This is a genomic window from Klebsiella sp. PCX, assembly GCF_021869705.1.
In the GTDB taxonomy this organism is placed as follows: Bacteria; Pseudomonadota; Gammaproteobacteria; order Enterobacterales; family Enterobacteriaceae; genus Klebsiella; species Klebsiella quasipneumoniae.
The window spans coordinates 3,021,369-3,046,640 of record NZ_CP091527.1; the positions used below are offsets into that span (position 1 = coordinate 3,021,369).

Sequence of the window (25,272 nt, forward strand, 5' to 3'; positions counted from 1 at the left end):
CAGGGCGAACTTATTTATTCAGTTCCGCCAGACCTAACCAGGTTTGCACCACGGTGTCCGGGTTGAGGGACAGGCTATCGATCCCCTCCTCCATCAGCCAGGCGGCAAAATCTTCATGGTCAGACGGCCCCTGGCCGCAGATGCCGACGTATTTACCCTGCTGCTTCGCGGCGCGGATCGCCATCGACAGCAGGGCTTTCACCGCGTCGTTGCGTTCATCAAACAGCTCAGAGACCACGCCGGAGTCGCGGTCCAGACCGAGCGCCAGCTGGGTCATGTCGTTCGAACCGATGGAGAAGCCGTCGAAGTATTCGAGGAACTGCTCCGCCAGCAATGCGTTCGACGGGATCTCGCACATCATAATGATCTTCAGCCCGTTCTCGCCGCGCTTCAGCCCCTGACGCTCCAGCTCTTCGACCACCGCTTTCGCCTGGGCAACGGTACGGACGAACGGCACCATCACTTCAACGTTGGTCAGCCCCATGTCGTTACGCACGCGCTTCATGGCTTCACATTCCAGCGCGAAGCAGTCGCGGAAGCTTTCGGAAACGTAGCGTCCGGCACCGCGGAAGCCGAGCATCGGGTTCTCTTCTTCCGGCTCATAGCGCTCGCCGCCTACCAGGTTGGCGTATTCGTTCGACTTGAAGTCCGACAGACGCACGATCACCCGTTTCGGATAGAAAGCGGCACCAAGGGTGGCGATCCCTTCGGTCAGGCGGCCAACGTAGAACTCTCTCGGCGAATCGTAGCCTTTCATCAGCTCGCGGATTTCGTTCTGCAGGCCCGGCTCCTGGTCGTCAAACTCCAGCAGCGCGCGCGGGTGCACGCCAATCATGCGGTTGATGATAAACTCCAGCCGCGCCAGACCCACGCCTTCGTTCGGCAGGCAGGCGAAGTCGAAGGCGCGATCCGGGTTGCCGACGTTCATCATCACCTTCAGCGGCAGATCCGGCATGTCGCCGACGCTGGAACTCTTGACGCTGAAGTCGAGCAGCTCGGCGTAGACATAGCCGGTATCGCCTTCGGCGCAGGAGACGGTCACGTTCTGGTTTTCCTGAATGCGATCGGTGGCATCGCCGCAGCCGACCACCGCCGGAATACCCAGCTCACGGGCGATGATCGCCGCGTGGCAGGTACGGCCGCCGCGGTTGGTGACGATCGCCGAGGCTTTCTTCATGATCGGTTCCCAGTCCGGGTCGGTCATATCGGTAACCAGCACGTCGCCCGGCTCAATGCGGTTCATCTCGCTGATATCGTGGATCACCTTCACCGGACCGGCGCCAATGCGATGGCCGATGGCGCGCCCTTCGGCGATGATCTGCCCCTGAGCGTGGAGGGTATAACGCTCCATCACCTGGCCGCGGGAACGCACGGTTTCCGGACGCGCCTGGACGATAAACAGCTTACCGGTGTGGCCATCTTTCGCCCACTCGATATCCATCGGACGGCCGTAGTGCTTCTCGATCTGCACCGCCTGCTTCGCCAGCTCCTGCACCTCCTCGTTGGTTAACGAGAAGATATCGCGCTGCGCCTGCGGCACATCTTCGATACGCACCTGCTTGCCGTGCTCCTGGGTCGGCGCGTAAACCATGCGGATCTTTTTCGAGCCCATAGTGCGGCGCACGATCGCCGGGCGGCCAGCGGCCAGCGTCGGTTTGTGGACGTAGAATTCGTCCGGGTTCACCGCGCCCTGCACCACCATCTCGCCCAGACCCCACGCCGAGGTGATAAACACCACCTGGTCAAAGCCGGATTCGGTATCGATGGAGAACATGACGCCGGAGGAGGCCAGATCGGAGCGGACCATCCTCTGCACCCCGGCGGAGAGCGCCACGCCGCGATGATCGTAACCCTGATGCACGCGATAGGAGATCGCGCGATCGTTAAACAGTGAAGCAAATACGTGCTTCACGGCAACGAGCACGGCGTCAAAGCCCTGCACGTTGAGGAATGTCTCTTGCTGCCCGGCGAAGGAGGCATCCGGCATATCTTCCGCGGTGGCGGAAGAGCGCACGGCGAATGAGGCCTCGGCGTCATCGGCGGACAGCAGGTCATAAGCATCGCGAATCGCGTTTTCCAGTTCGCTCTGGAAGGGGGTATCGATGATCCACTGTCGGATCTGCGCGCCCGCTTTCGCTAATGCGGAAACGTCGTCAATGTCGGTTTCATCCAGCAGCGCATAGATGCGCTGGTTAACACCGCTTTGGTCCAGGAACTGGTTGAAAGCATCAGCGGTGGTGGCAAACCCGTTAGGTACGGAAACACCCATACCGGACAGATTCGTAATCATTTCACCAAGGGAGGCATTTTTGCCCCCAACTCTGTCTACATCATTCATGCCGAGTTGGTTATACCAAAGCACCAGCGGTGACGAGCCATTGTTGGACATCGAGACAATCCTTTTGTGATTTAATACCAGTGAAAAAAATTTCACGATCGACTGCAAGATTATCCTGACATATTTATGGTGCTGAAAAAAACGGTGAATCGTTCAAGCAAATTATTTTTTCTTTTTTCGGACTGTTCCTCTGATATAGATAACTTGATGATTTTTAGGAATTATGACGAGAAACGCTGGAAATAACGGCAAAAAAAAGAAAATGAACCACCCTTTTCATAAAAAACAAAAATAGTGTTTCAATTTTAACAAGAGACAAATCAAACAGGGATATGCTTAAATTTAATATCCGCTTTCAGGCAATTAAACTCATTATACCGGATGGTCAAAATGGAAAGTGCTGTAGATCGCCACGTATTTTATATTTCTGACGGTACCGCCATTACGGCGGAGGTGCTGGGACATGCCGTCATGTCGCAATTCCCGGTCGCCATCAGCAGCGTGACCCTGCCGTTTGTGGAAAATATCAGCCGTGCGCGGGCGGTGAAAGAGCAGATTGACGCGATTTATCAGCAAACGGGCATCCGCCCGCTGGTGTTCTATTCCATCGTCATTCCGGAGATCCGCGATATCATTCTGCAAAGCGAGGGCTTTTGTCAGGATATCGTTCAGGCGCTGGTGGCCCCGCTGCAGCAGGAGCTCAACCTCGACCCGACCCCGGTGGCGCACCGCACCCACGGCCTGAACCCCGGGAACCTGATCAAATACGATGCGCGTATCGCCGCCATCGATTACACCCTCGCCCATGACGATGGCATCTCGCTGCGCAACCTTGACCAGGCGCAGGTGATCCTCCTCGGCGTGTCGCGCTGCGGCAAGACGCCCACCAGTCTGTACCTCGCCATGCAGTACGGCATTCGCGCCGCCAACTATCCGTTTATCGCCGACGATATGGACAATCTGGTTCTGCCGGCCTCGCTGAAACCCCTGCAGCATAAGATGTTCGGCCTGACCATCAATCCGGAACGTCTGGCGGCGATCCGCGAGGAGCGCCGGGAGAACAGCCGCTACGCCTCGCTGCGCCAGTGTCGGATGGAAGTGACCGAAGTGGAGGCGCTGTATCGCAAGAATAAAATCCCCTGCCTGAACAGCACCAACTATTCCGTCGAGGAAATAGCGACAAAAATCATGGACATCATGGGGCTGAATCGCAGGATGTACTAATACACTAGTACGTTATTAAAAATTTGTTTATGCTATCACCCGTGGCCTATACAGGATCATGCCCTGCTCTTGCAATAAGCAGGGATTGGTTTATCGTGATGCGCATCACTTCCCGGCATTTTCGCTGGCGAAGAAACAGATTTTTGAGACCCCAATGAATAAAACAGACGAATTGCGTACCGCGCGCATTGAAAGCCTGGTAACGCCCGCGGAGCTGGCCCAGCGCCATCCCGTTACGGCCGACGTGGCCGCCCACGTCTCGGCCTCCCGTCGCCGAATTGAAAAAATCCTCAACGGCGAAGACCGCCGCCTGCTGGTGATTATCGGCCCCTGCTCCATTCACGACACCGACGCGGCGATGGAGTATGCCCGCCGCCTGCAGACCATGCGCGAGCGCTACCAGCCGCAGCTGGAGATCGTGATGCGCACCTACTTTGAAAAACCCCGTACTGTGGTGGGCTGGAAAGGCTTAATCTCCGATCCGGATCTCAACGGCAGCTACCGGGTCAACCACGGGATTGAGCTGGCACGGCGCCTGCTGCTGCAGGTCAATGAGCTGGGGGTGCCGACGGCCACCGAGTTTCTCGATATGGTGACCGGTCAGTTTATCGCCGATCTCATCAGCTGGGGAGCCATCGGGGCGCGCACCACTGAAAGTCAGATCCACCGTGAAATGGCTTCGGCGCTCTCCTGCCCGGTCGGGTTTAAAAACGGCACCGACGGCAATACGCGCATCGCCGTGGACGCCATCCGCGCCTCCCGCGCCAGCCATATGTTCCTCTCCCCGGACAAGCAGGGGCAGATGACGATTTACCAGACCAGCGGCAACCCGTTCGGGCATATCATTATGCGCGGCGGCAAACGGCCGAACTATCACGCCGAGGACATCGCCGCCGCCGGCGAGGCGCTGCGGGAATTCGATCTGCCGGAGCAGCTGGTGGTCGACTTCAGCCATGGCAACTGCCAGAAGCAGCATCGCCGTCAGCTGGAGGTGTGCGCCGATATCTGTCAGCAAATTCGCACGGGCTCTACCGCCATCGCCGGCATTATGGCGGAGAGCTTCCTGCAGGAAGGGACCCAGAAAGTGGTTCCCGGCCAGCCGCTGGCCTGGGGCCAGTCGATCACCGATCCCTGCCTGAGCTGGGAAGACAGCGAACGTTTATTGAGTGAGCTGGCGGCCGCCACGGCCACCCGTCTGTGACCGCTCCGCCCGCCGCGCATGCGGTGGGCGAACCCCTTCTGACATTCCCTACCAAATTCGGTAACACGATAAATAACGCTTGCCGTCAAAAACAACATTATTGATAATGATTATCATTGTTGCTTTGATTTTTATTTTGAGAGCTATGACGCGTATGGATAACTCTGCCACAGCTGAAAAACCAAAAGACAATGCCCCCTATCCCGTGGCGACGGACAGACAGATCAGCAGTCGGGTTCTGTTAGGCAGCGAAGGACGGGTAGTCATTGAGCATGGCGGCCAGCGCTATCTGCTGCGCCAGACCCACGCCGGGAAGTTGATCCTGACCAAATAGTCGCCCCGCGGTGCGCGGGGCGAGGCGAGTTAGCTCGAGCAGCTGACTTCCAGACGTTTCCCCCAGTCCGGCGGCCGGCGGACGTAGTCGTCCTCGCGATCGGTGAAAGGATCGGCCAGCGCGGCATGCAGACGCTCCAGCTCCCCCATATCGCCAGCCTCAGCCTGCTCGATCGCCCGCTGCGCAAGCCAGTTACGTAATACCAGCGCCGGGTTGACCCCCTGCATCCGCTGCTGGCGCTGGGCATCCCCCACCTGTTCATCACGCAGCCGCGCGCGATATCCGGCGAACCAGCTGTCGAAAGCCGCACGGTCGATAAACTCGTCGCGCAGCGGCGAGGCGGCGCTGAGCTGTTCGCTGTGGCTCAGCAGGCGGAACGTTCGGGTATAGTCGCTTCTCTCGCGGATCATCAGGGCAAACAGACCGTCGAGCAGGTCGTTATCCCCTTTCTGCTGGCTGAACAGGCCAAGCTTGTCGCGCATCCGCTGGCCATAGGCGGTCAGCAAGGCGTGCTGATACTCATCCAGCGTCGCATTCAGCGCTTCGGCGCTGATAAACGGCGACAGCGACTGGGCCAGACGCTGCAGATTCCACAGCCCCACCGCCGGCTGGTTTTCAAAACTGTAGCGCCCCTGATAGTCGGAGTGGTTGCAGATGAAGTCCGGCTGAAAATCGTCAAGGAAGCCATACGGGCCGTAGTCGATGGTCAAACCGAGAATCGACATGTTGTCGGTATTCATCACCCCATGGGCAAAGCCCACGGTTTGCCAGCTGGCGATGGTCTGCGCGGTACGCGTGACAACGTCACGGAACCATAACAGGTACTTGTCCGCCTCATCCTGCAGCTGCGGCCAGTGGTGGCGAATGACATAGTCGGCCAGCTGCTGGACCTTCTGCGGCTCGCGACGATAGTAAAAATGTTCGAAATGGCCAAAGCGGACATGGCTCTCGGCCACCCGCATCAGCATCGCGCCAGGCTCCACGCGCTCGCGGTAGACCGGCGTATCGCTGGTCACCATCGCCAGGGCGCGCGTCGTCGGGATCCCCAGGGCGTGCATCGCCTCTGACGCCAGACTCTCCCGGATCGTCGAGCGCAGCACGGCGCGGCCGTCCCCCATCCGCGAATAGGGGGTCAGGCCGGCGCCTTTCAGATGCCAGTCGTAACGACGGCCATCCGCCAGCTGCTGCTCGCCGAGCAGGATCCCGCGGCCGTCGCCCAGCTGGCCGGCCCAGGCGCCAAACTGATGGCCGCTGTATACCTGCGCCAGCGGGGACATGCCCGGGAGCAGCGCTTCCCCGCCCCAGACGCCGGCCCCGTTTTCAGGCGCAAACAGCGCGTCAGGGACGCCCAGCTGTTGCGCCAGCGGGGCGTTGCGCCAGATGAGTCGGGCGTTATCCAGCGGCGTTGGTGACAGGGAAGTGTAAAAGTCCGGCAGTTCATCCCGCCAGTGGGTGGTAAAAGAAAGGGTCATGGTTCCTCCTCTCTCCAGTGTAGTGCCTGGAACAGCGGATTAACACGGGTGGAGTGCAGGGTTATCGGCATAAAAAAGGGAAGCGCTCGCTTCCCTCAGGCCGCTGAATGACGTCAGATACGCCGCGCCTGCCAGAACTTTTTGTTCCAGTAGACGTTATCCAGCGAGGAACGGGTGACGCCCTGACTGGTGGAGGCATGTATAAACTGGTTATCGGTATCGTAGATGCCGACGTGCAGGCCGCTTTCGCCTGAGCCGGTTTTGAAGAACACCAGATCGCCAGGCAGCAGATCGCGCTTATCAATCCGGGTACCGATTTCCGCCTGCTCGCGGGTTTCGCGCGGCAGCTGGAGGGCAAATTTATCGCGAAACGTGCGCACCACAAAGCCGGAGCAGTCGACGCCGCGCGGCGTCATGCCGCCGTAGCGATACGGTGCGCCGCGCCAGCTGCGCAGCTGCTCGTTCAGATTCGCCACCACCGTAATGGAGTCAGCCAGCCGAGGATTCGGCGGCGGTGCCCGATGGCTGCTGCAGCCGGCTAAAATTAACGCCGCCGCCAACATGAACCAGAAGCGCATTTCAGATGATCCCTCTGTCCCTAGTCTCTTTATCGCAATAATTTAGCTTGTTTATCAATATAGTGACAAGATAACTGCGTGCTACTGTGACGCGATGAGCATAATATGACCGGCCACCTCCACGCGCTGGAACGGGATCGCATAGGCGGCGGTTAAATTTTCCTCATTCAGCACCTCGGCGGTCTCCCCGCAGGCGATGGCTTCCCCCTGGCAGAGCAGCCAGCTCTGTCCGGCATGGCGCAAAGTGTGGTTGAGATCGTGACTGCTCATCACCACCGCAATTCCCGCCGCGCTTAGCTCGCGTAACAGCCGATCCAGCGCCGCCTGCTGGGCCACATCCAGACTGTTCATCGGCTCATCCAGCAGCAGCAGTTGACCCACGGGATTGCTTAAGGGATCGATCTGCAGGATCACTGCCGCCAGCCGCACGCGCTGCCACTCGCCGCCCGACAGCTGATTGACCGGACGGCCCAGCTTATTGTCCAGACCAAGCCGGGCCGCGATATCGCTCAGACGGGCGCTATCACCCTGCTGCTGCATATGCAGCGCCAGGTAGTGCCACACCGGCATGGCGAACGGCGGGGTCTGGTGTTGACACAGATATCCGCGACGGCGCGCCAGCTCCGTCGCCGGCCACTCGTCAAGCCGTCGTCCGTTAAAATGAATCGTACCGGGGCCGTCGGACAGTCCCGCCATGCGGGCCAGCAGCGTGCTCTTCCCTGCGCCGTTAGGCCCCACCAGGTGGACGATCTCCCCGGCGCGAAAGGCCGCAGAAAACGGGGCCAAACGCCCCGCCGCTTCTACATCCTGTAGCTGCATCAGAAACGACATTATTTCGCCAGCGCTCCTTTAATCGCCGCCACCAGCTGCGGATCGTCCGGCGTCATGTCCGGAGAGAAGCGCTGAATGACGTTGCCCTGGCGATCGACGAGGAATTTTTCGAAATTCCACAGAATGTCGTCCACGTACAGCGGCGCCCGGCCCTTGCTGGCCATCCGCTCATAAAAACCGCTGCCTTCCGGGGCCACCGCCTTCGGCGCGGCGGCAACCAGCTTTTGATAGAGCGGCGCGCGATGTTCGCCGTTGACGTCAATCTTGCTGAACAGCGGGAAGGTGACGCCGTAGGTGGTGCTGCAGAAGGTCTTAATCTCTTCTTCACTGCCCGGCTCCTGGCCGAGGAACTGGTTGCAGGGGAAGCCCAGGACGCTGAAGCCCTCGCCGGCAAACTGCTTTTGCAGGTCCTCCAGTTGCTCGTACTGCGGCGTCAGGCCGCATTTGGAGGCCACATTGACGATCAGCAGTACCTTGCCGGCAAAGGATGCCAGGGTGGTTTTCTCGCCATCAATGGTCGTCACTTCGGTATTCAGAATGTCATGTTGCATAGCCTGTCCTCAATGGATAAACCGGTTTCCGGTGAAGGTGATCCCTATCTACTGTAGCGGATTCAGCGCCCGCCATTCTACTGCCAATCCCCGCGAGTTGTCGCATGATGTAACAGCGCTTCGCTGCCCGTCGGCAACATGAAATCCTCTCAATTGGGCAGGCAACCATTTCCGTGTACAGTGTTCCATGAATGTAATATGGTTTTGTTACTTGTTAATTTAAGAGAGTTTTATTGATGAAGAAGTTGTTTAGCCTGGCGTTAATCGCCGCCTCTGTCGCCCTGCTGAGCGCCTGCTCTCCGGATGAAGATAATAAAGTGAAAGTCGCTATCAATACCGGGCCGGACGAAGCCATCTGGAAAGTAGTGGAGCAGGTAGCGAAGGATAAATATCACCTCGACGTCGAAGTGGTCTCCTTCAATGATTACGTGCTGCCTAACGAAGCGCTGAACAACAAAGATGTGGATGCCAACGCCTTCCAGACCCTGCCTTACCTTGAGGCGCAGTCGAAAGAGCGCGGCTATAAATTCGCGGTGGTGGGTAAAACCTTTGTCTTCCCTATCGCCGCCTATTCACATCGCATCAAAAATATCAGCGAGCTCCCTGAGGGGGCGACAGTGACCATCTCTAATGAAACCACCACCCTGGGCCGCAGCCTGCTGCTGCTGCAGGCGCAGGGACTGCTCAAGCTGAAACCGGGCGTCGGCTATTTACCCACCACGCTGGATATCATCGACAACCCAAAACAGCTGAAAATTGTGGAGGTGGATACCCCGCAGCTGACTCGTACTCTGGATGACCCGAACGTCAGCCTGTCAATCATTAACACCAACTTCTCCGCCCAGGCTGGCCTGTCGGCCGCCCGCGACGGCCTGTTCATGGAGGGACCGGATTCCCCTTACGTGAATGCGATCGTCGCCCGCGAGGATAACAAGGACAGCAAGAAAATTCAGGAACTGAAAGCCGCCTTCCAGACCAGTGAAGTCGCGGAAAAAGCGAAGGAAGTCTACAAAGGCGACGCGATCAAAGGCTGGTAAGCCCGAGCCGGCGCCGTCCCTGCAGACGGCGTCGCGCTATCCCCGTCACCGCGAGCGCAGCAGCAACCAGATAAAGACCGGCGCGCCCAGCGTCGCCGTCACCACGCCAATCGGCAGCTCAGCGGCGGAAAGCGCCAGCCGGGCGATAATATCCGCCCCCAGCAAAGCGCTTGCACCCGCCAGCATGCAGGCCGGGAGCAACACCCGGTGATCGCTCAAGCCGCACAGCCGCAGAATGTGTGGGATCACCAGGCCGATAAAGCCAATCGACCCCGCCAGCGCCACGCTCACGCCGACCATCCAGCCGGTCGCCACCACCAGCAGCTTGCGCCACAGCCACAGCGGCAGCCCGAGCTGACGGGCGGAGACTTCGCCCAGCGCCAGTAAATTCAGGGGTTGTGACTGCAGACAGACCCAGCAGAGCACCGGCAGGAGGGCTATCATCAGCCACAGCTGCTGCCAGTCGACGCCGCCAAACCCGCCCATCATCCAGTACATCAGCTGCCGCAGGTCAAAAGAGGTGGAGAAGTACACCGCCCAGGTCATCAGGGCGCTGCAGATGATGCCCAGCGCCACCCCCGCCAGCAGCAGACGGCTGGTGGAAAGATGGCGGCGGGCGAAACGCAGCAGAATAAAGGTGATCAGCAGCGCGCCGAGGATCGCGCACAGCCCAAGCGCCCAGCCTGGTAACAGGCCTTTGCCCAACAGGACGGCGGCAATCAGCCCGACGCCCGCGCCGTTGGAGACGCCCAGCAGACCCGGTTCCGCCAGCGGATTTTCAAACAGCGCCTGCATTATCGCCCCGGAGAGCGCCAGCGCCGCCCCCACCAGCAGCACCGCCAGGGTCCGCGGCAGGCGGATCTGCCAGATAAACAGATGCCCCTTGGCGCTGAACCACTCGCCGGGCGGGATCCATTGATCCCCCGCGCACAGACTGATCAGCAGGGTGACCAGCAGCAACAGCGTTAAACCAAAGAGCCAACGCCGGCTGCGGCGCTGTTGGAGATGGGCGAGAGTCAGCATAGATTCCATTACGCACTGGGAACAAGAGGCTGATTTTACGGTGGCTGTCGCGGTGAGAAAAGGAAAACCTCACAGCCAAACGTCGACGCGGAGGAGGCTCCCCCGCGTCGACCATCCCGCTTTACACCAGGATCTGAAACAGCAGCGCGAAGAGAATGATGTTCGCCACCACGATTGCCCAGCCGTTATAGAGCATGTATTTCAGATGAGTAGACTGTGCCAGCCCCATCTGGCCGAACATGTCCGATGAGGGGAACGGCCCGAACCAGTCCACCTGAGACGAGGCCAGCAGCACCGCGGTGGTCCCCTGCGGCGGCACGCCGGCGGCCATCAGCATTGGGCCAAAGATTTTATGAGTAAAGGTCATCTGGGCCACCGCCGCGCCAGGCACATGGCCGATAATATTGAACGCGAAGATGCTAAAGCACAGCCAGGCCGGGGAGATCCCCTCCAGCAACGGCTGGGTATACTCCAGCAGCCCCTGATAGGCGTGCAGGCCATCCATCAGCTCAAGGATCGGGTTGTACAGCCAGTAGAGAATAAACATCCACACCAGACGACCGCAGCCGTGATAGAGGGCCTGCAGGATCTGCGTCGGCCGCAGGCCGCCCACCAGCCCGGTCATCAGCGCCACCAGCAGCATGACGATAATTGCAAAGCTAAAGCCGGCTTTAATCACCACTCCAACTACCGCCATCACGATGATGGTCGCGGCGAAAGCCAGCGCGCTTAATTTACGCCGGCGCTGCTGCGCGGCGTTAAGTTCCTCTTGCGGCTTTTCCGAGAGATCGACCTCATAGCACAGTTTGCCTTCGGTCATCTTCTGGATCCGTCCCGCCATGATCCAGCCGGCTAACAGGGTGACGGCGCTCATCGGCAGGCCGACATACAGCAGATAATCCGGATAGCTCAGTCCGCCAAGGCTGAGGATCGTCACGGTGCTGGGGGTGAAAGGCCCGGTAAAGAGTCCAACGGAACCGGCGGTCATCATCAGCGCGGCCACCGTCGGCGGCGTTAAGCGTACCGCCGCCGCTACGGGGATAATCACTGCGACAATAATCGCGTTGCCACCGGCCATGGTGCCCAGCGAACCGCAAATTAAAATCGATGACACCACAATGCCGAACTTGACCCGCGTCTGGCTCGACAGCCCAATACGGTGGACCACGAATTTCACCAGCTCAACCGCCGCGCCGGTACGGGTGGCTACCTCCCCCACGCCGGCGCCGAGCATAATGATAAGCCCGACGGTGGCAATAAATGACCCGGTGGATTTCGCCAACATCACGCCCATTTCCGGCAGACCGGTTGAGGTCATGATCATGGCGATAATAATCGAGGAGATGACCGCCAGCACAATATCGACGCCGATCAGCGATAATATCGCTAACGCCACCAGCGGCGTAAATCCCAGCAGGCCAAGCTCGCTGCCCGGTCGACCGTGGCACCACAGCGCAATCAACACGAACAGCAGCAATAACAGACCGGTAATAACGTTTTTTCGCGTGATATTTCGTCTGACAGGCGTATTGCCTGCGAGCGTTGAGTCACTCATAACACTCCTTAATGCCAATCAATCCGACCGTAAAGGTCAGGTGGTGTATTGGGGCCTGCTCAGAAAATATCCTCCCTCTTTTTCATTATTGGCCGCGGCCTGAGGGTCTGGTGGGGTACAAAGGAAACGATTCTGAGAGCGTTTTATTCCGCCATCAGGCGGGGCCAGCAGCACAATATGTAACCAATGCGCTGATTGGTGATTAAATTTATGTTAACTTAGTGTTAGTAGAAAATGACTTTTTATCGGTAGGCTATAACCCTGAGTTAACTGTTCATGAAACTGCGTCATCTGGAAATCTTCTATGCCGTCATGACCTGCGGCTCTCTGTCGCGGGCTGCGGAATCGCTCAATATCTCCCAGCCAGCGGCCAGCAAAGCGTTAAAAAGCGCCGAGCTGAAGCTGGGCTTTACCCTCTTTCAGCGGGTGCGCGGCAAGCTGCTGCCGACCAGCGAGGCGATCACACTTTTCGAAAAAGCGCAGACTATTTATCAGGACCTCGATAACCTGCGCCTGCTGGCCGATAACCTGGCCCGCGATCCGCGCGCTAAAATCACCTTAGGCTGCCTGCCGAGCCTGGGGTTAAGCCTGGTACCGGAGCTGGTGACCGATTTTTATCAACAAAACAGCAACCTGGTAATGACGCTCACCACAGAACACACCGAGACGCTGGTTAGAAAACTGGATTTACGCGAGATAGATTTAGCGCTGACGCTGCAGCCGGTGCAGCAGGGAGAGATCCTTACCACCCTGATAGCCGAAGTGCCGCTGGTATATATCGACCGTCATTATCGTCAGGGTGCGGTGGACATCAGCGAGATCGACCAGCAGCGGTGGATCTCGCCGGGGCCGCACTCGCTCTCCGCCGCCATCGCCACCCGTCGCGACTTTTCCACTACCCGGCTAAACGTCCAGACCTACTATATGGCCACCGAGTTCGTGAAGCGCGGCATGGGCTGCAGCATTACCGATATCTTTTCCGCCCAGCACAACCTTTCTCCCGAGATGATCCATCCCATTACGCCGCCGATCGCGATTAACCTCTGCCTGTTACGGCGGGCCGACGTTTCCATGAGCCCGATGGCGCAAAAGTTCGTCGATTTTCTCTGCCAGCGCCTGCGCCAGCAGCTCAAGGAGATTAACCTGCGGTTATACCCTGACCATAAAAAGTCAATTGCGCCGCTGGGGTAAATGCTTTGACATAACCCGATAAATTGATCAGCGGTGGATATATCGGGTTATGAACAAACGCATTGTCATTATCGGCGGCGGCGTGGTCGGTCTGGCCACGGCCTGGGAACTGATTAAGCGCGGCCATCAGGTGCAATTACTGGAGCGCAATGGCGAACCGGCCAGCGCCACCAGTTTTGCCAACGGCGGACAATTAAGTTACCGCTACGTCGCTCCCCTTGCCGACAGCGGCGTTCCCCTGCAGGGGATGAAATGGATGGGTAAAGCCGATTCGCCGCTCAATATGCGTCTCAATATCTCTTTTCAGCAGTGGCGCTGGCTGCTGCAGTTCCTGCGCGCCTGTAATAGCCAGACCAATAAAATAAACGGCGACCATATATTGCGTCTGTCGCTGCTCAGCCGGCAGGTTATGCAGTCGTGGCGGGAAGAGGATAGGCTTGCCGATTTTCACTGGCGACGCAGCGGAAAATTAATTATCCATCGCCGGGAATACGATTTTACTAAAGCGGCAAAAGGGATAGATCCTCAATATCAGCAGGTGCTGAATGCTGAAGCCTGCCTGCGGCTGGAGCCGGCGCTAAAACATATCAGCCCTTCGCTACAGGGCGGCATTTATTCGCCGGGGGATGAAACGGCGGATTGCCATCAGTTTTGCCTTGCGCTGCTCGACAAGCTCACCGCCAGCAGCCGCTTCAGCCTGCTGACCCACTGTGAGGTGCTGCAGCTCACTAAGCGCGGCGGACGCGTCAGCGCCCTGGAGACCAGCCGCGGGAGCATCACCGGCGATGAGTATGTCGTCGCCGCCGGAAACGGCAGCGGCCCGCTGCTGGGACATCTGGGCGTTCGCGTGCCGCTCTGCGCCCTGAAGGGGTATAGCCTGACCCTTCCCTATCCCCAACAGACGGGCATTGCGCCGGACATCAGCGTTACCGACTATGGGCACAAAATTGTCTATGCCCGCCTTGGCCAGCAGTTGCGCATCGCAGCGATGGTGGACATCGGCTACGACGGCGACGAACTGCGCGAAAGCCGCATTCAGGCGCTGAAGAGCATCGTCGCCCGTAGCTTTCCCGAACTCGAGGGGTTGGACAAGGCCGAAGCCTGGACCGGCATGCGCCCCTCAACGCCAGCCGGCCCACCGCTGCTGGGACGCGCCGGCTACCCCAACCTGTGGATGAACCTCGGCCAGGGAAGCCTCGGCTTTACCCTCGCCGCCGGCAGCGCGGTGGTGCTGGGCGCGTTAATCGACAATCAGATGCCAGACATTTCTTTAGAAGGTCTCACATGGAAACAAACCGCATGACAATTATTCGCAATCATCCACAACCTCGTCTTTCCGCCAGCGTTGAGTATGGCAATCTGCTGTTCCTCTCCGGACAGACGCCGAAAAGCAACGAGGAGGAGATCACCTTGCAGACCCGCGAAGTGCTGGAGAAGATCGACGCCCTGCTGGCAGAGTCCGGGAGCGATAAGCGGCACATTCTCTCCGCGCAGATCTGGCTGAAAAATATCGAACGTGACTTTGCTGCGTTCAATGAGGCGTGGGTGGAGTGGATGCCGGACGGCCATAGCCCGGCGCGAGCGGCCGTGCAGGCGGAGATGGCGCGACCAGAAATCCTGGTGGAGATCATGCTCACTGCCGTTAAAGCGTAAGTTTCGACAGAAAAGAAAAAGGCCGCGATGCGGCCTTTTTAATTAGTTCAGATTATTTGTCTTTAGGCGACGCGTTTTCGACACGGCTTTTCAGCTTCTGACCGGGTCTGAAGGTCACCACGCGCCGGGCTGTAATGGGAATATCCTCCCCCGTCTTCGGGTTACGTCCCGGGCGTTGGTTTTTATCCCGCAAATCGAAGTTGCCGAACCCGGAGAGTTTGACCTGTTCTCCGTTTTCCAGAGCACGACGGATCTCTTCGAAAAACAACTCGACCAGTTCTTTGGCATCCCGCTTGCTAAGCCCAAGCTTATCAAACAGATATTCTGACATTTCAGCTTTTGTAAGCGCCATAGGTTCAATCCCTCAATGATGCCTGGAATCGCTCTTTTAATGCCTCTACACATCTGGCAACGGTAGCGGCAATCTCCTCTTCTTCGAGTGTACGGCTGGTATCCTGCAGGATCAGGCTAATCGCAAGGCTCTTATACCCTTCCGCCACACCTTTACCACGGTACACGTCAAATAAGTTTACGCCAACTACCTGATTTACGCCAACTTTCTTACATTCGGCTAAAACATCGGCGGCAGCCACGTTTTCCGCGACCAGCACCGCGATGTCGCGACGGTTCGCCGGGAAGCGGGAAATATCGCGCGCCTGAGGCACCACGCGGTCTGCGAGCTTGTTCCACTCCAGTTCAAACACCAGAGTGCGACCGTTCAGATCCAGTTTACGTTCCAGCTCAGGATGAACAACCCCAATGAAACCAATGCGTTCACCTTTAAGATAAATCGCTGCGGACTGCCCCGGATGCAGCGCGGTGGTCGCTTCAGCACGGAATTCGATATCCGCTAATTTTCCGGTTAAATCCAGAACGGCTTCCAGATCGCCTTTCAGATCATAGAAATCGACCGTCTCTTTCGCCAGTGTCCAGTGCTCTTCGTAGCGGTTGCCGCAGATGGCCCCGGCCAGCATCACATCCTGACGAATGCCCAGCGGCGCATTGGTGTCCGGCACAAAGCGCAGACCACTCTCAAAGATGCGTACCCGGCTCTGCTGACGGTTCTGGTTGTAGACCACGGTCCCCAGCAGGCCAGTCCACAGCGACAGGCGCATCGCCGACATTTCGCTGGAGATCGGGCTTGGCAGGATCAGCGCCTCTTCACCGGCGTGGATCAGCTGCTGGACTTTCGGGTCGACGAAGCTGTAGGTGATCACTTCCTGATAGCCTTTGTCATTCAGCAGCGTTTTCACGCGCTTCAGCGACAGATCGGCTTCACGGTGGGTACCCATGATCAGACCCGCCTGCACCGGCTCATCAGGAATGTTGTTGTAGCCATAAACGCGAGCCACTTCCTCGACCAGATCCTCTTCGATCTCCATGTCGAAACGCCAGCTCGGCGCCACCGCCTGCCATTCGCCTTCGCCCACCGTCACTTCGCAGCCGAGGCGCTGCAGAATGTCGGTGACCTGCGCGTCGTCGATATGGTGGCCAATCAGGCGATCCAGTTTGCTACGACGCAGAGTGATGGTGGCGCGTTTTGGCAGAGTCTCTTCGTTGGTCACGTCGATCACCGGGCCGGCTTCGCCGCCGCAGAGGTCGATCAGCAGACGCGTGGCGCGCTCCAGCGCTTTATACTGCAGGGCCGGATCGACGCCGCGCTCATAGCGATGAGAGGCATCGGTGTGCAGGCCGTGACGGCGCGCGCGGCCGGTGATAGACAGCGGGCTGAAGAAGGCACACTCCAGCAGCACGTTCTGGGTTTCGTCGTTAACGCCGGAGTGCTCCCCGCCGAAGATCCCGCCCATTGCCAGCGCTTTGTTGTGGTCAGCAATGACCAGGGTATCGCTGTCGAGCTTCGCTTCGGAGCCATCAAGCAGGACCAGGGTTTCGCCCTCTTTCGCCATACGCACCACGATCCCGCCTTCGATACGGTCACGGTCAAAGGCGTGCATCGGCTGGCCCAGCTCAAGCAGCACATAGTTGGTTACGTCAACCACCGCGTCGATGGAGCGGATCCCGCAGCGGCGCAGTTTCTCTTTCATCCACAGCGGCGTCGGCGCTTTGACGTTGATGCCTTTCACCACGCGGCCCAGATAGCGCGGGCACGCCTGCGGGGCGTCAACCTGAATCGGCAGCACATCGTCAATGGTGGCGGCAACCGGGGTGATTTCCGGCGCGTTCAGCGGCGCCTTGTTCAGCACGGCCACGTCGCGCGCGACGCCGATGATGCCCAGGCAGTCGGCGCGGTTCGGGGTGACGCTGATCTCGATGGTGTTATCGTCTAGCTTAAGGTATTCGCGAATATCGGTACCGATCGGCGCATCCGCCGGCAGCTCGATAATTCCGCTATGATCGTCGGAAATGCCCAGCTCGGAGAAGGAGCACAGCATCCCTTCTGACGGTTCGCCGCGCAGCTTCGCAGCCTTGATTTTAAAATCGCCCGGCAGCACGGCGCCGATGGTCGCCACGGCGACTTTCAGCCCCTGACGGCAGTTTGGCGCGCCGCAGACGATGTCCAGTAGGCGTTCGCCGCCGACGTTGACTTTAGTGACGCGCAGTTTGTCGGCGTTCGGGTGCTGACCGCACTCCACGACTTCACCAACAACGACGCCGTTGAAGCTGCCGGCAACCGGCTCAACGCCGTCCACTTCGAGGCCCGCCATGGTGATCTGATCGGAAAGCGCTTCGCTGTCGATCGCCGGGTTAACCCACTCGCGTAACCACAGTTCACTGAATTTCATTGTTCTGTCCTGCCCTTATTTAAACTGTTTGAGGAAACGCAGATCGTTTTCGAAGAACGCGCGCAGATCGGTGACGCCATAGCGCAGCATGGTCAGACGCTCCATGCCCATGCCGAAGGCGAAGCCGGAATACACTTCCGGATCGATACCCACGTTGCGCAGCACGTTCGGGTGCACCATCCCGCAGCCCAGCACTTCCAGCCATTTGCCGTTTTTACCCATCACGTCGACTTCCGCGGACGGTTCGGTGAAGGGGAAGTAAGACGGACGGAAGCGTACCTGCAGATCTTCTTCAAAGAAGTTGTTCAGGAAATCGTGCAGGGTTCCTTTCAGGTTGGTGAAGCTGATGTTTTTATCAACGATCAGACCTTCCATCTGGTGGAACATCGGGGTGTGGGTCTGATCGTAGTCGTTACGATAGACGCGTCCCGGCGCGATAATACGGATCGGCGGCTGCTGGTTTTCCATGGTGCGGATCTGCACGCCGGAGGTCTGGGTGCGCAGCAGGCGAGTGGCATCGAACCAGAAAGTGTCGTGGTCAGCGCGCGCCGGATGGTGACCCGGGATATTCAGCGCATCGAAGTTGTGGTAATCGTCTTCGATTTCCGGGCCCGTCGCCACGGTAAAGCCGAGCTCACCGAAGAAACTTTCAATACGGTCGATGGTGCGGGTGACCGGATGCAGGCCGCCATTTTCAATGCGGCGACCCGGCAGCGAGACGTCGATGGTCTCTGCAGCCAGACGAGCATTCAGCGCCGCCCCTTCCAGTTCGGCTTTGCGCGCATTCAGCGCCTGCTGTACCTGCTCTTTCGCTTCGTTGATGACCGCACCGGCTGCCGGACGCTCTTCCGGCGGCAACTCACGCAGGGTGGTCATTTGCAGGGTCAGATGCCCTTTCTTACCCAGGTATTCCACGCGGACGTTGTCCAGCGCAGCAACATCTGATGCCTCGTTAATGGCTGCCTTGGCACTGGCAACCAGCTCTGCGAGATGTGACATGGTTTTCCTCATTATGTCGGTGCAGACACCGGTTATAGTGAAATTAATATTCCGAATCCATATACGAAAAAAGCCTCCACAGGGGAGGCTTTCTGGCGCTGTTTTCCGTTTCTTCTTTCACGCGCTAGCCTCCTGAGTTCAGGTGCTAAAGTAAAAAAAGAAGCGGAAAATAGCAGCATTCATGCTTGCATTACCTTGTCTGGTAAGAAACGTCAGACCTGTATTGAAAAGCCTGCGCCGATAAAAGTCAATGTATTGATGGTGTTGAAACGAAAAGAGGGAGACAAGCTCCCTCTTTCAACTGGCTTATGCCAGAGCTGCTTTCGCTTTTTCGACCAGAGCGGTGAACGCTACTTTGTCGAATACGGCGATGTCAGCCAGGATCTTACGGTCGATTTCAACAGAGGCTTTTTTCAGGCCATTGATGAATTTGCTGTAAGAAATACCGTTCTGACGTGCTGCTGCGTTGATACGTGCAATCCACAGTTGACGGAACTGACGTTTACGTTGACGACGGTCACGGTAAGCGTACTGACCAGCTTTGATAACAGCCTGGAAGGCAACGCGGTATACGCGAGAACGCGCACCGTAGTAGCCTTTAGCTTGTTTCAAAATTTTCTTGTGACGTGCACGTGCAATTACACCACGTTTTACGCGAGCCATGTGTGCTCTCCTGTATCTATTCTAAGTTAAAAAAGTTAAACGTTAACGACTTATGCGTACGGCAGGCACGCGATAACCAGGCCCAGATCGCCTTTGGAAACCATGGCTTTCGGACGCAGGTGACGTTTACGCTTGGTAGCTTTTTTAGTCAGAATGTGACGCAGGTTAGCGTGCTTGTGCTTAAAACCACCTTTACCGGTTTTTTTGAAGCGCTTAGCAGCACCGCGTACGGTCTTAATTTTTGGCATTTTAATAACTTCCACTTCGCATTGTTAATAAACGAAACAAAGGCGAACAAAACCAGTGAGCCGAAGCCCACCGGAAATGTTTCTTGATGGCCTTACTGTTTCTTCTTAGGAGCGAGCACCATGATCATCTGGCGGCCTTCGATCTTCGTTGGGAAGGATTCGACTACTGCCAGTTCAACCAGATCGTCTTTCACGCGGTTAAGCACTTCCATACCGATCTGCTGGTGGGCCATCTCACGACCGCGGAAACGCAGCGTGATCTTGGCCTTATCGCCATCTTCGAGAAAGCGAATCAGGCTGCGGAGTTTTACCTGATAGTCACCTTCATCAGTACCAGGGCGGAATTTAATTTCCTTAACCTGGATAACTTTCTGCTTCTTCTTCTGTTCCTTAGAAGACTTACTCTTTTCATAAAGGAACTTGCCGTAGTCCATGATACGACAAACTGGCGGCTCGGCGTTAGGGCTGATTTCAACTAAATCTACTCCAGCCTCTTCAGCCTTTTCGATAGCTTCTCTCAGACTCACAATACCCAGCTGCTCACCTTCCAGACCTGTTAAGCGAACTTCCTGGGCGCGAATCTCGCCATTGATACGATTCGGACGTGCCGTTTGAACTCGTTTTCCGCCTTTAATACCTTATTCCTCCAGTTGTTGAAGACTGCGGCTGCGAATCTCTTGTTGCAGCTTCTCGATCACTTCATTTACGTCCATGCTGCCGAGGTCTTTCCCGCGACGGGTGCGCACGGCCACTTTGCCGGCTTCGACTTCTTTGTCGCCACAGACCAACATATACGGGACACGACGTAAAGTGTGCTCGCGGATTTTAAAGCCAATCTTCTCATTTCTCAAGTCTGCTTTTACACGAATGCCCGCATTTTGTAGTTTACGCGTCAATTCGTTAACGTATTCAGCCTGAGAATCGGTGATATTCATGACCACCACCTGCACTGGCGCAATCCAAGTTGGGAAGAAGCCAGCGAACTCTTCGGTCAGGATGCCAATGAAGCGCTCCAGAGAACCGAGAATCGCACGGTGGATCATGACCGGCACCTGACGCTCGTTGTTTTCGCCCACATAGGAGGCGCTTAAACGCTGCGGCAGAGAGAAGTCCAGCTGTACCGTACCGCACTGCCATGCACGATCGAGGCAGTCATACAGGGTAAATTCAATTTTCGGGCCGTAGAACGCCCCTTCACCCAGTTGATATTCAAATGGGATATTATTTTCTTCCAGCGCCACCGCCAGATCCGCTTCCGCGCGATCCCAGGTCTCGTCGCTGCCGATACGTTTTTCCGGGCGAGTCGACAGTTTGACAACGATCTTCTCGAAGCCAAAGGTGCTGTACATATCGTAGACCATACGAATACAGGCGTTCACTTCATCGCGAACCTGATCTTCAGTACAGAAGATATGCGCATCATCCTGGGTAAAGCCACGAACGCGCATCAGACCGTGCAACGCGCCTGAAGGTTCGTTGCGGTGGCAGCTACCGAACTCCGCCATACGCAGCGGCAGGTCACGGTAGGATTTCAGCCCCTGGTTGAAGATCTGCACGTGGCCCGGGCAGTTCATCGGCTTAATGCAGTATTCACGGTTCTCAGAAGAGGTGGTGAACATCGCATCTTTGTAGTTGTCCCAGTGGCCGGTTTTTTCCCACAGCACGCGGTCCATCATGAACGGACCTTTCACTTCCTGGTACTGGTACTCTTTGAGCTTGGAGCGCACGAAGGTTTCCAGTTCACGGAAGATAGTCCAGCCGTCGTTATGCCAGAAGACCATACCCGGCGCTTCTTCCTGCATGTGGTACAGGTCGAGCTGCTTGCCGATTTTACGGTGGTCGCGCTTCGCGGCCTCTTCCAGGCGCTGCAGGTAGGCGTTCAGGGCTTTCTTATCGGCCCACGCGGTACCATAAATGCGCTGCAGCATCTTGTTGTTGCTGTCGCCGCGCCAGTACGCGCCTGCGGTTTTCATCAGCTTGAAGTGATGGCAGAAACGCATGTTCGGCACGTGCGGACCGCGGCACATATCGATATATTCTTCATGATGATACAGGCCAGGCTTGTCATCATGAGCAATGTTTTCGTCAAGAATAGAAACTTTATAGCTTTCGCCGCGCTTCACGAAGGTTTCACGCGCTTCGTGCCAGCTCACTTTCTTCTTGATGACATCGTAGTTTTTCTCGGCGAGCTCATGCATACGTTTTTCGAGCGCGTCGATATCTTCCTGAGTCAGGGTGTGGTCGAGGTCTACGTCATAGTAGAAGCCATTATCAACAACCGGACCGATAGCCATTTTGGTGTTGGGCCACAGCTGTTTGATAGCATGGCCTAACAGGTGCGCGCAGGAGTGACGAATGATCTCCAGCCCTTCTTCATCTTTAGCCGTGATAATAGAGAGGGTGGAATCGGTTTCGATCGGGTCGCAGGCGTCTACCAGTTCACCGTTTACCCGCCCGGCGATGGTGGCTTTCGCCAGGCCTGGGCCGATATCCAGCGCGACGTCCATCGGGCTGACGGCGTGATCAAAATGGCGTTGGCTGCCATCAGGAAGCGTAATTACAGGCATTTTATGTCCTTATTTGCAGTGGTGCCCCACACGAAAGAGCACATACAAAACAATATAATCATCATTATCATCAGGTTAAGGCGCAGTTCCCGCTTCACTCTGCGAAAAGAGGAGCACGACCGGAGCGATCGTTCCCGCCTGCTGCCGCCTGCTGATAACACCGGGGAGTAGTTTACACATCATTGGTACGTGATTAAAGCCGCAATAGCATAAATGATGGCGGAATGCGGAGAAAACAAGAGCGGCGCGGATAAAAGAAGAATATCCGCCAGGAAGGGGCGATAATAATCACCAGCGAAGCCGGACGATATTATGCGGACAAACTAAAAGAGACGCGTTGATATTGCCTGCGTGATGTTTAGCGCGGGTCGTTAAACCGGTACCACTTTACCCGGCTTAATAGACTGCCCGTGAAGCAGTAGCCTGCGATATTAAGACCACTCGCCTGCCACCAGCGTATGCACATTAAAGGCATCGCTCATGGATTGTCCGGTGCTACGGGAACCGGGGGCAATATTCGATCCGGCCTCAACGTCGGTAGCTTTGGCGATACCTACCTGCGTATGGTCCTGGTTACCCGACGGCGGAACTGGCGTGGCGGCCGATGCGCCAAAGGAAAGCACGCACAGCGCCAGGGCTGCGATGGTAAATTGGCTTTTTTTCATGATGTTTATTCTCTTATTACGGAAGACGGACCGAACAATGTCTCCATTCGGTCAGTGGCTGTTAGTATAGATCCAGATCACATATTTGTCCGTCGAATATTTAGCTTTTCGTGTCAAATAGAATGAATATTTGTCAGCAAATGGAGAATAATGGAGAAAAAATGGAGGCCAGTTTCTTTTTATAAAAACTAAAACGAATTGCCAGAAAAAATAATGTCACTTATTGCTAAATCTAAAACGATCAGGCCGGGAAACCCGGCCTGAAAATATTACATTTTATACCCGAGGGAGAGCGAGGTCCGGCGATCGGTATGCTCCGGCGCAGACGCCGGCGGCTCCGAGTTCCAGGTGACGTTGTACGCCACTTTCAACGCAAAGTGGGCGTTAATCGCCACGTTTAACGCACTCTCTGAGTTGACCGTGGTGTCCTCGGCGCCAAATACCGATACCCCTTGGGTAAATTTGGCGTTATCGGTCATCTGCCAGGCCCAGGTTCCGGAGGCGTAGCCCAGCGGTTGAGTGTCGGTATCCCCGTCGGTGTATTCGTCATAGCGGACGCCAGGACCAAATTCAAACCGCAGGCTGTGCACCGGTCCGTTGAGGATTTGACGACCATAGCCCGCCGTCAGGACATCGCGCTGCTGATAGCCGTTATAACGGTCGGTTAGCCAACTGCCCTGCCCAAAGACGTAGTTCATATCGGTCAGGTTATAGCGACTACGACCACCGACTGCATATTTCTCTGAGGAGCGCTCATCGTTGGACGAGGTGTTGCTGGCGTTGCCCCACAGGGACCAGGCGGTGGTGTTGCCATACCAGGTCAGGGTGGAATCAGCCGTCATTGAGGAGTTCTTGGTGTTGCCGGACTGCGCCAGGTAACCTGCGTTGACCACCCCTTCGAACGGTTTTTTGGCAGCGGAAGGGTCATCCATGACGGTAAATACAGAATCATCGGCCATTGCGCCAACAGACGCAAAAAGCCCCCCCGCCAGCATGACCGCTGCGGGTACTGTCTTTAAAAGCTTCATTATAACTCTCTAAAATACATTTTTTTAGGACAGTACAAATGATGAACAGGCCTAACCATGCCGGCTCATTGAATTTAGCGTCCGTACAACATAAAAGAGACCTGTGGGTCCCGGAAACTTTCGCGAGGATCGCGGAGTGCTGGTCCTAAGAAAGGTAGCAAATTATAAAAAAGCACGAATAACATAGCAATCACTTACTCTTTCGTTTTTTGAATAAGACAGCTCCGGAAACAATCTTTATTTCATAATGAAAATACAGGCTTCTTTGCAAATCTCTCAGGGACAGCACTTTCCCTCCCTGAATCATCGTGCCATGCTTAAATAAAGCACAGTCGCCGTATTAAGGAGGAGAAGGAATGACCAAAATTTATACGCTCACGCTGGCCCCCTCGCTGGATAGCGCCACCCAGACCCCGCAGATCTACCCGGAAGGGAAACTCCGCTGCAGCGCGCCGGTATTTGAACCCGGCGGCGGCGGGATCAACGTCGCCCGCGCCGTGACCTTTCTCGGCGGCAAAGCCACCGCCATTTTCCCGATTGGCGGCGCCACCGGCGAGCACCTTGCCGCCCTGCTGGCCGATGAGCAGGTGCCGATCGAGACCGTCGAAACCCGCGACTGGACGCGACAGAACCTGCACGTTCACGTGGCCGCCAGCGGCGAACAGTATCGCTTTGTGATGCCCGGCGCCGCGCTGACAGACGATGAATTCCGCCGCCTGGAAGAAAAAGTCCTGACCATCGACCCCGGCTCACTGCTGGTGATCAGCGGCAGCCTGCCGCCAGGTATCAGCGTCGAAAATCTGATGCAGCTGGTTAAAAATGCGCAACAGCAAGGCCTGCGTTGCATTATCGACAGCTCCGGCGATGCGCTGGCCGCCGCGCTGGACGTCGGCAATATTGAATTAGTGAAGCCAAACCAGAAAGAGCTCAGCGCCCTCGTGCAGCGCGATCTGAGCCAGCCTGATGACGTCCGCCTTGCCGCTCAGTCGTTGATCCAGTCCGGTAAAGTGCGCCGGGTGGTGGTCTCCCTCGGTCCGCAGGGGGCGTTAGGGGTTGACGCCAGCGGCAGCGTTCAGGTGGTGCCGCCGCCAATGAAAAGCCAGAGCACCGTCGGCGCCGGCGACAGCATGGTGGGCGCCATGACCTTGCGTCTGGCGGAAAACGCCAGCCTCGAAGACATGGTACGCTTTGGCGTCGCCGCCGGTAGTGCCGCGACCATCAACCAGGGTACCCGCCTCTGTTCGCAGGCCAATACGCAAAAAATCTACGATTATCTCTGCGGACGTTGATTTCCCCTGCCCCTCCGCGCCGGCGGAGGGGAGCCGCGAGATTTGCAGGATGGTCTATGCTGGAAAGGCCATACATAACAA

General features: G+C 57.0%; 26 protein-coding genes and 1 other annotated feature. Of the genes, 9 read left to right on the forward strand and 17 right to left on the reverse strand.

Annotated elements, in window-relative coordinates; translation table 11 throughout:
• Positions 1-10: 10 nt before the first annotated feature.
• Positions 11-2,389, reverse strand: coding sequence for a phosphoenolpyruvate synthase (gene ppsA / locus GQR96_RS14395; protein WP_004203115.1), 2,379 nt, complete (start codon positions 2,387-2,389; stop codon positions 11-13).
• Between the two features lie 75 nt (positions 2,390-2,464).
• Here ppsA and GQR96_RS14400 point away from each other — a divergent pair, with 75 nt between their 5' ends.
• The 4 genes from GQR96_RS14400 to hemP all read left to right on the forward strand — a co-directional run bounded on the left by GQR96_RS14400 (position 2,465) and on the right by hemP (position 5,097).
• A complete protein-coding gene (locus GQR96_RS14400) occupies positions 2,465-2,584 on the forward strand; it encodes a hypothetical protein (RefSeq protein ID WP_004203117.1) in 120 nt (39 codons plus the stop codon).
• A gap of 144 nt (positions 2,585-2,728) precedes the next feature.
• Positions 2,729-3,562 (forward strand): posphoenolpyruvate synthetase regulatory kinase/phosphorylase PpsR, encoded by an 834-nt coding sequence (locus GQR96_RS14405; RefSeq protein ID WP_002909061.1) that lies wholly within the window; start codon positions 2,729-2,731, stop codon positions 3,560-3,562.
• 154 nt (positions 3,563-3,716) lie between these two features.
• Positions 3,717-4,763, forward strand: coding sequence for a 3-deoxy-7-phosphoheptulonate synthase AroH (gene aroH / locus GQR96_RS14410; protein WP_069135816.1), 1,047 nt, complete (start codon positions 3,717-3,719; stop codon positions 4,761-4,763).
• Between the two features lie 154 nt (positions 4,764-4,917).
• The gene (gene hemP / locus GQR96_RS14415; RefSeq protein WP_236948512.1) at positions 4,918-5,097 is read left to right on the forward strand and encodes a hemin uptake protein HemP; all 180 of its coding nucleotides are present in this window, start codon (positions 4,918-4,920) and stop codon (positions 5,095-5,097) included.
• Between the two features lie 29 nt (positions 5,098-5,126).
• On the opposite strand, the gene selO is transcribed toward hemP, so the two are convergent.
• From selO to GQR96_RS14435, 4 genes are all read right to left on the reverse strand, one after another.
• Positions 5,127-6,569, reverse strand: coding sequence for a protein adenylyltransferase SelO (gene selO / locus GQR96_RS14420; RefSeq protein ID WP_017900781.1), 1,443 nt, complete (start codon positions 6,567-6,569; stop codon positions 5,127-5,129).
• A 113-nt stretch (positions 6,570-6,682) separates the two neighbouring features.
• Entirely contained in the window at positions 6,683-7,147 is a 465-nt protein-coding gene (locus GQR96_RS14425; RefSeq protein WP_002909082.1) for an NlpC/P60 family protein, read from the reverse strand.
• Positions 7,148-7,228: 81 nt separating this feature from the next.
• Entirely contained in the window at positions 7,229-7,978 is a 750-nt protein-coding gene (btuD, locus tag GQR96_RS14430; protein WP_017900780.1) for a vitamin B12 ABC transporter ATP-binding protein BtuD, read from the reverse strand.
• Positions 7,978-8,529 (reverse strand): glutathione peroxidase, encoded by a 552-nt coding sequence (locus GQR96_RS14435; RefSeq protein WP_004203124.1) that lies wholly within the window; start codon positions 8,527-8,529, stop codon positions 7,978-7,980. The genes btuD and GQR96_RS14435 overlap by 1 nt, the downstream gene beginning before the upstream one ends.
• A gap of 236 nt (positions 8,530-8,765) precedes the next feature.
• Here GQR96_RS14435 and GQR96_RS14440 point away from each other — a divergent pair, with 236 nt between their 5' ends.
• The gene (locus tag GQR96_RS14440; RefSeq protein ID WP_004203125.1) at positions 8,766-9,566 is read left to right on the forward strand and encodes a MetQ/NlpA family ABC transporter substrate-binding protein; all 801 of its coding nucleotides are present in this window, start codon (positions 8,766-8,768) and stop codon (positions 9,564-9,566) included.
• A 45-nt stretch (positions 9,567-9,611) separates the two neighbouring features.
• On the opposite strand, the gene btuC is transcribed toward GQR96_RS14440, so the two are convergent.
• Both btuC and GQR96_RS14450 read right to left on the reverse strand, forming a co-directional pair.
• Positions 9,612-10,589, reverse strand: coding sequence for a vitamin B12 ABC transporter permease BtuC (gene btuC, locus GQR96_RS14445; RefSeq protein WP_069135813.1), 978 nt, complete (start codon positions 10,587-10,589; stop codon positions 9,612-9,614).
• A 121-nt stretch (positions 10,590-10,710) separates the two neighbouring features.
• Positions 10,711-12,144 (reverse strand): hypothetical protein, encoded by a 1,434-nt coding sequence (locus GQR96_RS14450; RefSeq protein WP_004203129.1) that lies wholly within the window; start codon positions 12,142-12,144, stop codon positions 10,711-10,713.
• Between the two features lie 276 nt (positions 12,145-12,420).
• Here GQR96_RS14450 and GQR96_RS14455 point away from each other — a divergent pair, with 276 nt between their 5' ends.
• The 3 genes from GQR96_RS14455 to GQR96_RS14465 are packed head-to-tail and all read left to right on the forward strand — an operon-like array spanning position 12,421 to position 14,988.
• Positions 12,421-13,335 carry an HTH-type transcriptional regulator AdmX gene (locus tag GQR96_RS14455; protein ID WP_065904581.1) on the forward strand — a complete coding sequence of 305 codons (915 nt, stop codon included), beginning with the start codon at positions 12,421-12,423 and terminating at the stop codon, positions 13,333-13,335.
• A 37-nt stretch (positions 13,336-13,372) separates the two neighbouring features.
• On the forward strand, positions 13,373-14,638 hold the full coding sequence (locus tag GQR96_RS14460) for a D-amino acid dehydrogenase (RefSeq protein WP_322966467.1): 1,266 nt from the start codon (positions 13,373-13,375) through the stop codon (positions 14,636-14,638).
• On the forward strand, positions 14,635-14,988 hold the full coding sequence (locus GQR96_RS14465; RefSeq protein ID WP_004203134.1) for a RidA family protein: 354 nt from the start codon (positions 14,635-14,637) through the stop codon (positions 14,986-14,988). The genes GQR96_RS14460 and GQR96_RS14465 overlap by 4 nt, the downstream gene beginning before the upstream one ends.
• A 52-nt stretch (positions 14,989-15,040) precedes the next feature.
• On the opposite strand, the gene ihfA is transcribed toward GQR96_RS14465, so the two are convergent.
• The 10 genes from ihfA to GQR96_RS14515 all read right to left on the reverse strand — a co-directional run bounded on the left by ihfA (position 15,041) and on the right by GQR96_RS14515 (position 23,902).
• A complete protein-coding gene (gene ihfA / locus GQR96_RS14470) occupies positions 15,041-15,340 on the reverse strand; it encodes an integration host factor subunit alpha (protein ID WP_002909098.1) in 300 nt (99 codons plus the stop codon).
• A 4-nt stretch (positions 15,341-15,344) separates the two neighbouring features.
• Positions 15,345-17,732: a phenylalanine--tRNA ligase subunit beta gene (gene pheT, locus GQR96_RS14475; RefSeq protein ID WP_017900778.1), complete on the reverse strand. Its 2,388-nt coding sequence runs from the start codon at positions 17,730-17,732 to the stop codon at positions 15,345-15,347.
• Positions 17,733-17,747: 15 nt separating this feature from the next.
• Positions 17,748-18,731, reverse strand: coding sequence for a phenylalanine--tRNA ligase subunit alpha (gene pheS, locus GQR96_RS14480; RefSeq protein ID WP_002909105.1), 984 nt, complete (start codon positions 18,729-18,731; stop codon positions 17,748-17,750).
• Positions 18,732-18,794: 63 nt separating this feature from the next.
• Positions 18,795-18,919, reverse strand: a sequence feature (Phe leader region).
• Complete coding sequence (gene pheM / locus GQR96_RS14485) at positions 18,870-18,914, reverse strand: pheST operon leader peptide PheM (RefSeq protein ID WP_001386830.1); 45 nt, start codon at positions 18,912-18,914, stop codon at positions 18,870-18,872. Its footprint overlaps the feature before it by 45 nt.
• A gap of 118 nt (positions 18,920-19,037) precedes the next feature.
• On the reverse strand, positions 19,038-19,394 hold the full coding sequence (gene rplT / locus GQR96_RS14490; RefSeq protein ID WP_000124850.1) for a 50S ribosomal protein L20: 357 nt from the start codon (positions 19,392-19,394) through the stop codon (positions 19,038-19,040).
• 50 nt (positions 19,395-19,444) lie between these two features.
• The gene (gene rpmI / locus GQR96_RS14495) at positions 19,445-19,642 is read right to left on the reverse strand and encodes a 50S ribosomal protein L35 (protein ID WP_001124225.1); all 198 of its coding nucleotides are present in this window, start codon (positions 19,640-19,642) and stop codon (positions 19,445-19,447) included.
• Positions 19,643-19,734: 92 nt separating this feature from the next.
• Positions 19,735-20,277 (reverse strand): translation initiation factor IF-3, encoded by a 543-nt coding sequence (gene infC / locus GQR96_RS14500; RefSeq protein WP_004189469.1) that lies wholly within the window; start codon positions 20,275-20,277, stop codon positions 19,735-19,737.
• 3 nt (positions 20,278-20,280) lie between these two features.
• Positions 20,281-22,209, reverse strand: coding sequence for a threonine--tRNA ligase (thrS, locus tag GQR96_RS14505; RefSeq protein WP_017900777.1), 1,929 nt, complete (start codon positions 22,207-22,209; stop codon positions 20,281-20,283).
• Between the two features lie 431 nt (positions 22,210-22,640).
• Positions 22,641-22,874: a YdgH/BhsA/McbA family protein gene (locus GQR96_RS14510; protein ID WP_004203141.1), complete on the reverse strand. Its 234-nt coding sequence runs from the start codon at positions 22,872-22,874 to the stop codon at positions 22,641-22,643.
• A gap of 269 nt (positions 22,875-23,143) precedes the next feature.
• Positions 23,144-23,902 (reverse strand): DUF481 domain-containing protein, encoded by a 759-nt coding sequence (locus GQR96_RS14515; protein WP_004203142.1) that lies wholly within the window; start codon positions 23,900-23,902, stop codon positions 23,144-23,146.
• A 356-nt stretch (positions 23,903-24,258) separates the two neighbouring features.
• Here GQR96_RS14515 and pfkB point away from each other — a divergent pair, with 356 nt between their 5' ends.
• Positions 24,259-25,191 (forward strand): 6-phosphofructokinase II, encoded by a 933-nt coding sequence (gene pfkB, locus GQR96_RS14520; protein WP_004203145.1) that lies wholly within the window; start codon positions 24,259-24,261, stop codon positions 25,189-25,191.
• Positions 25,192-25,272: the final 81 nt, after the last annotated feature.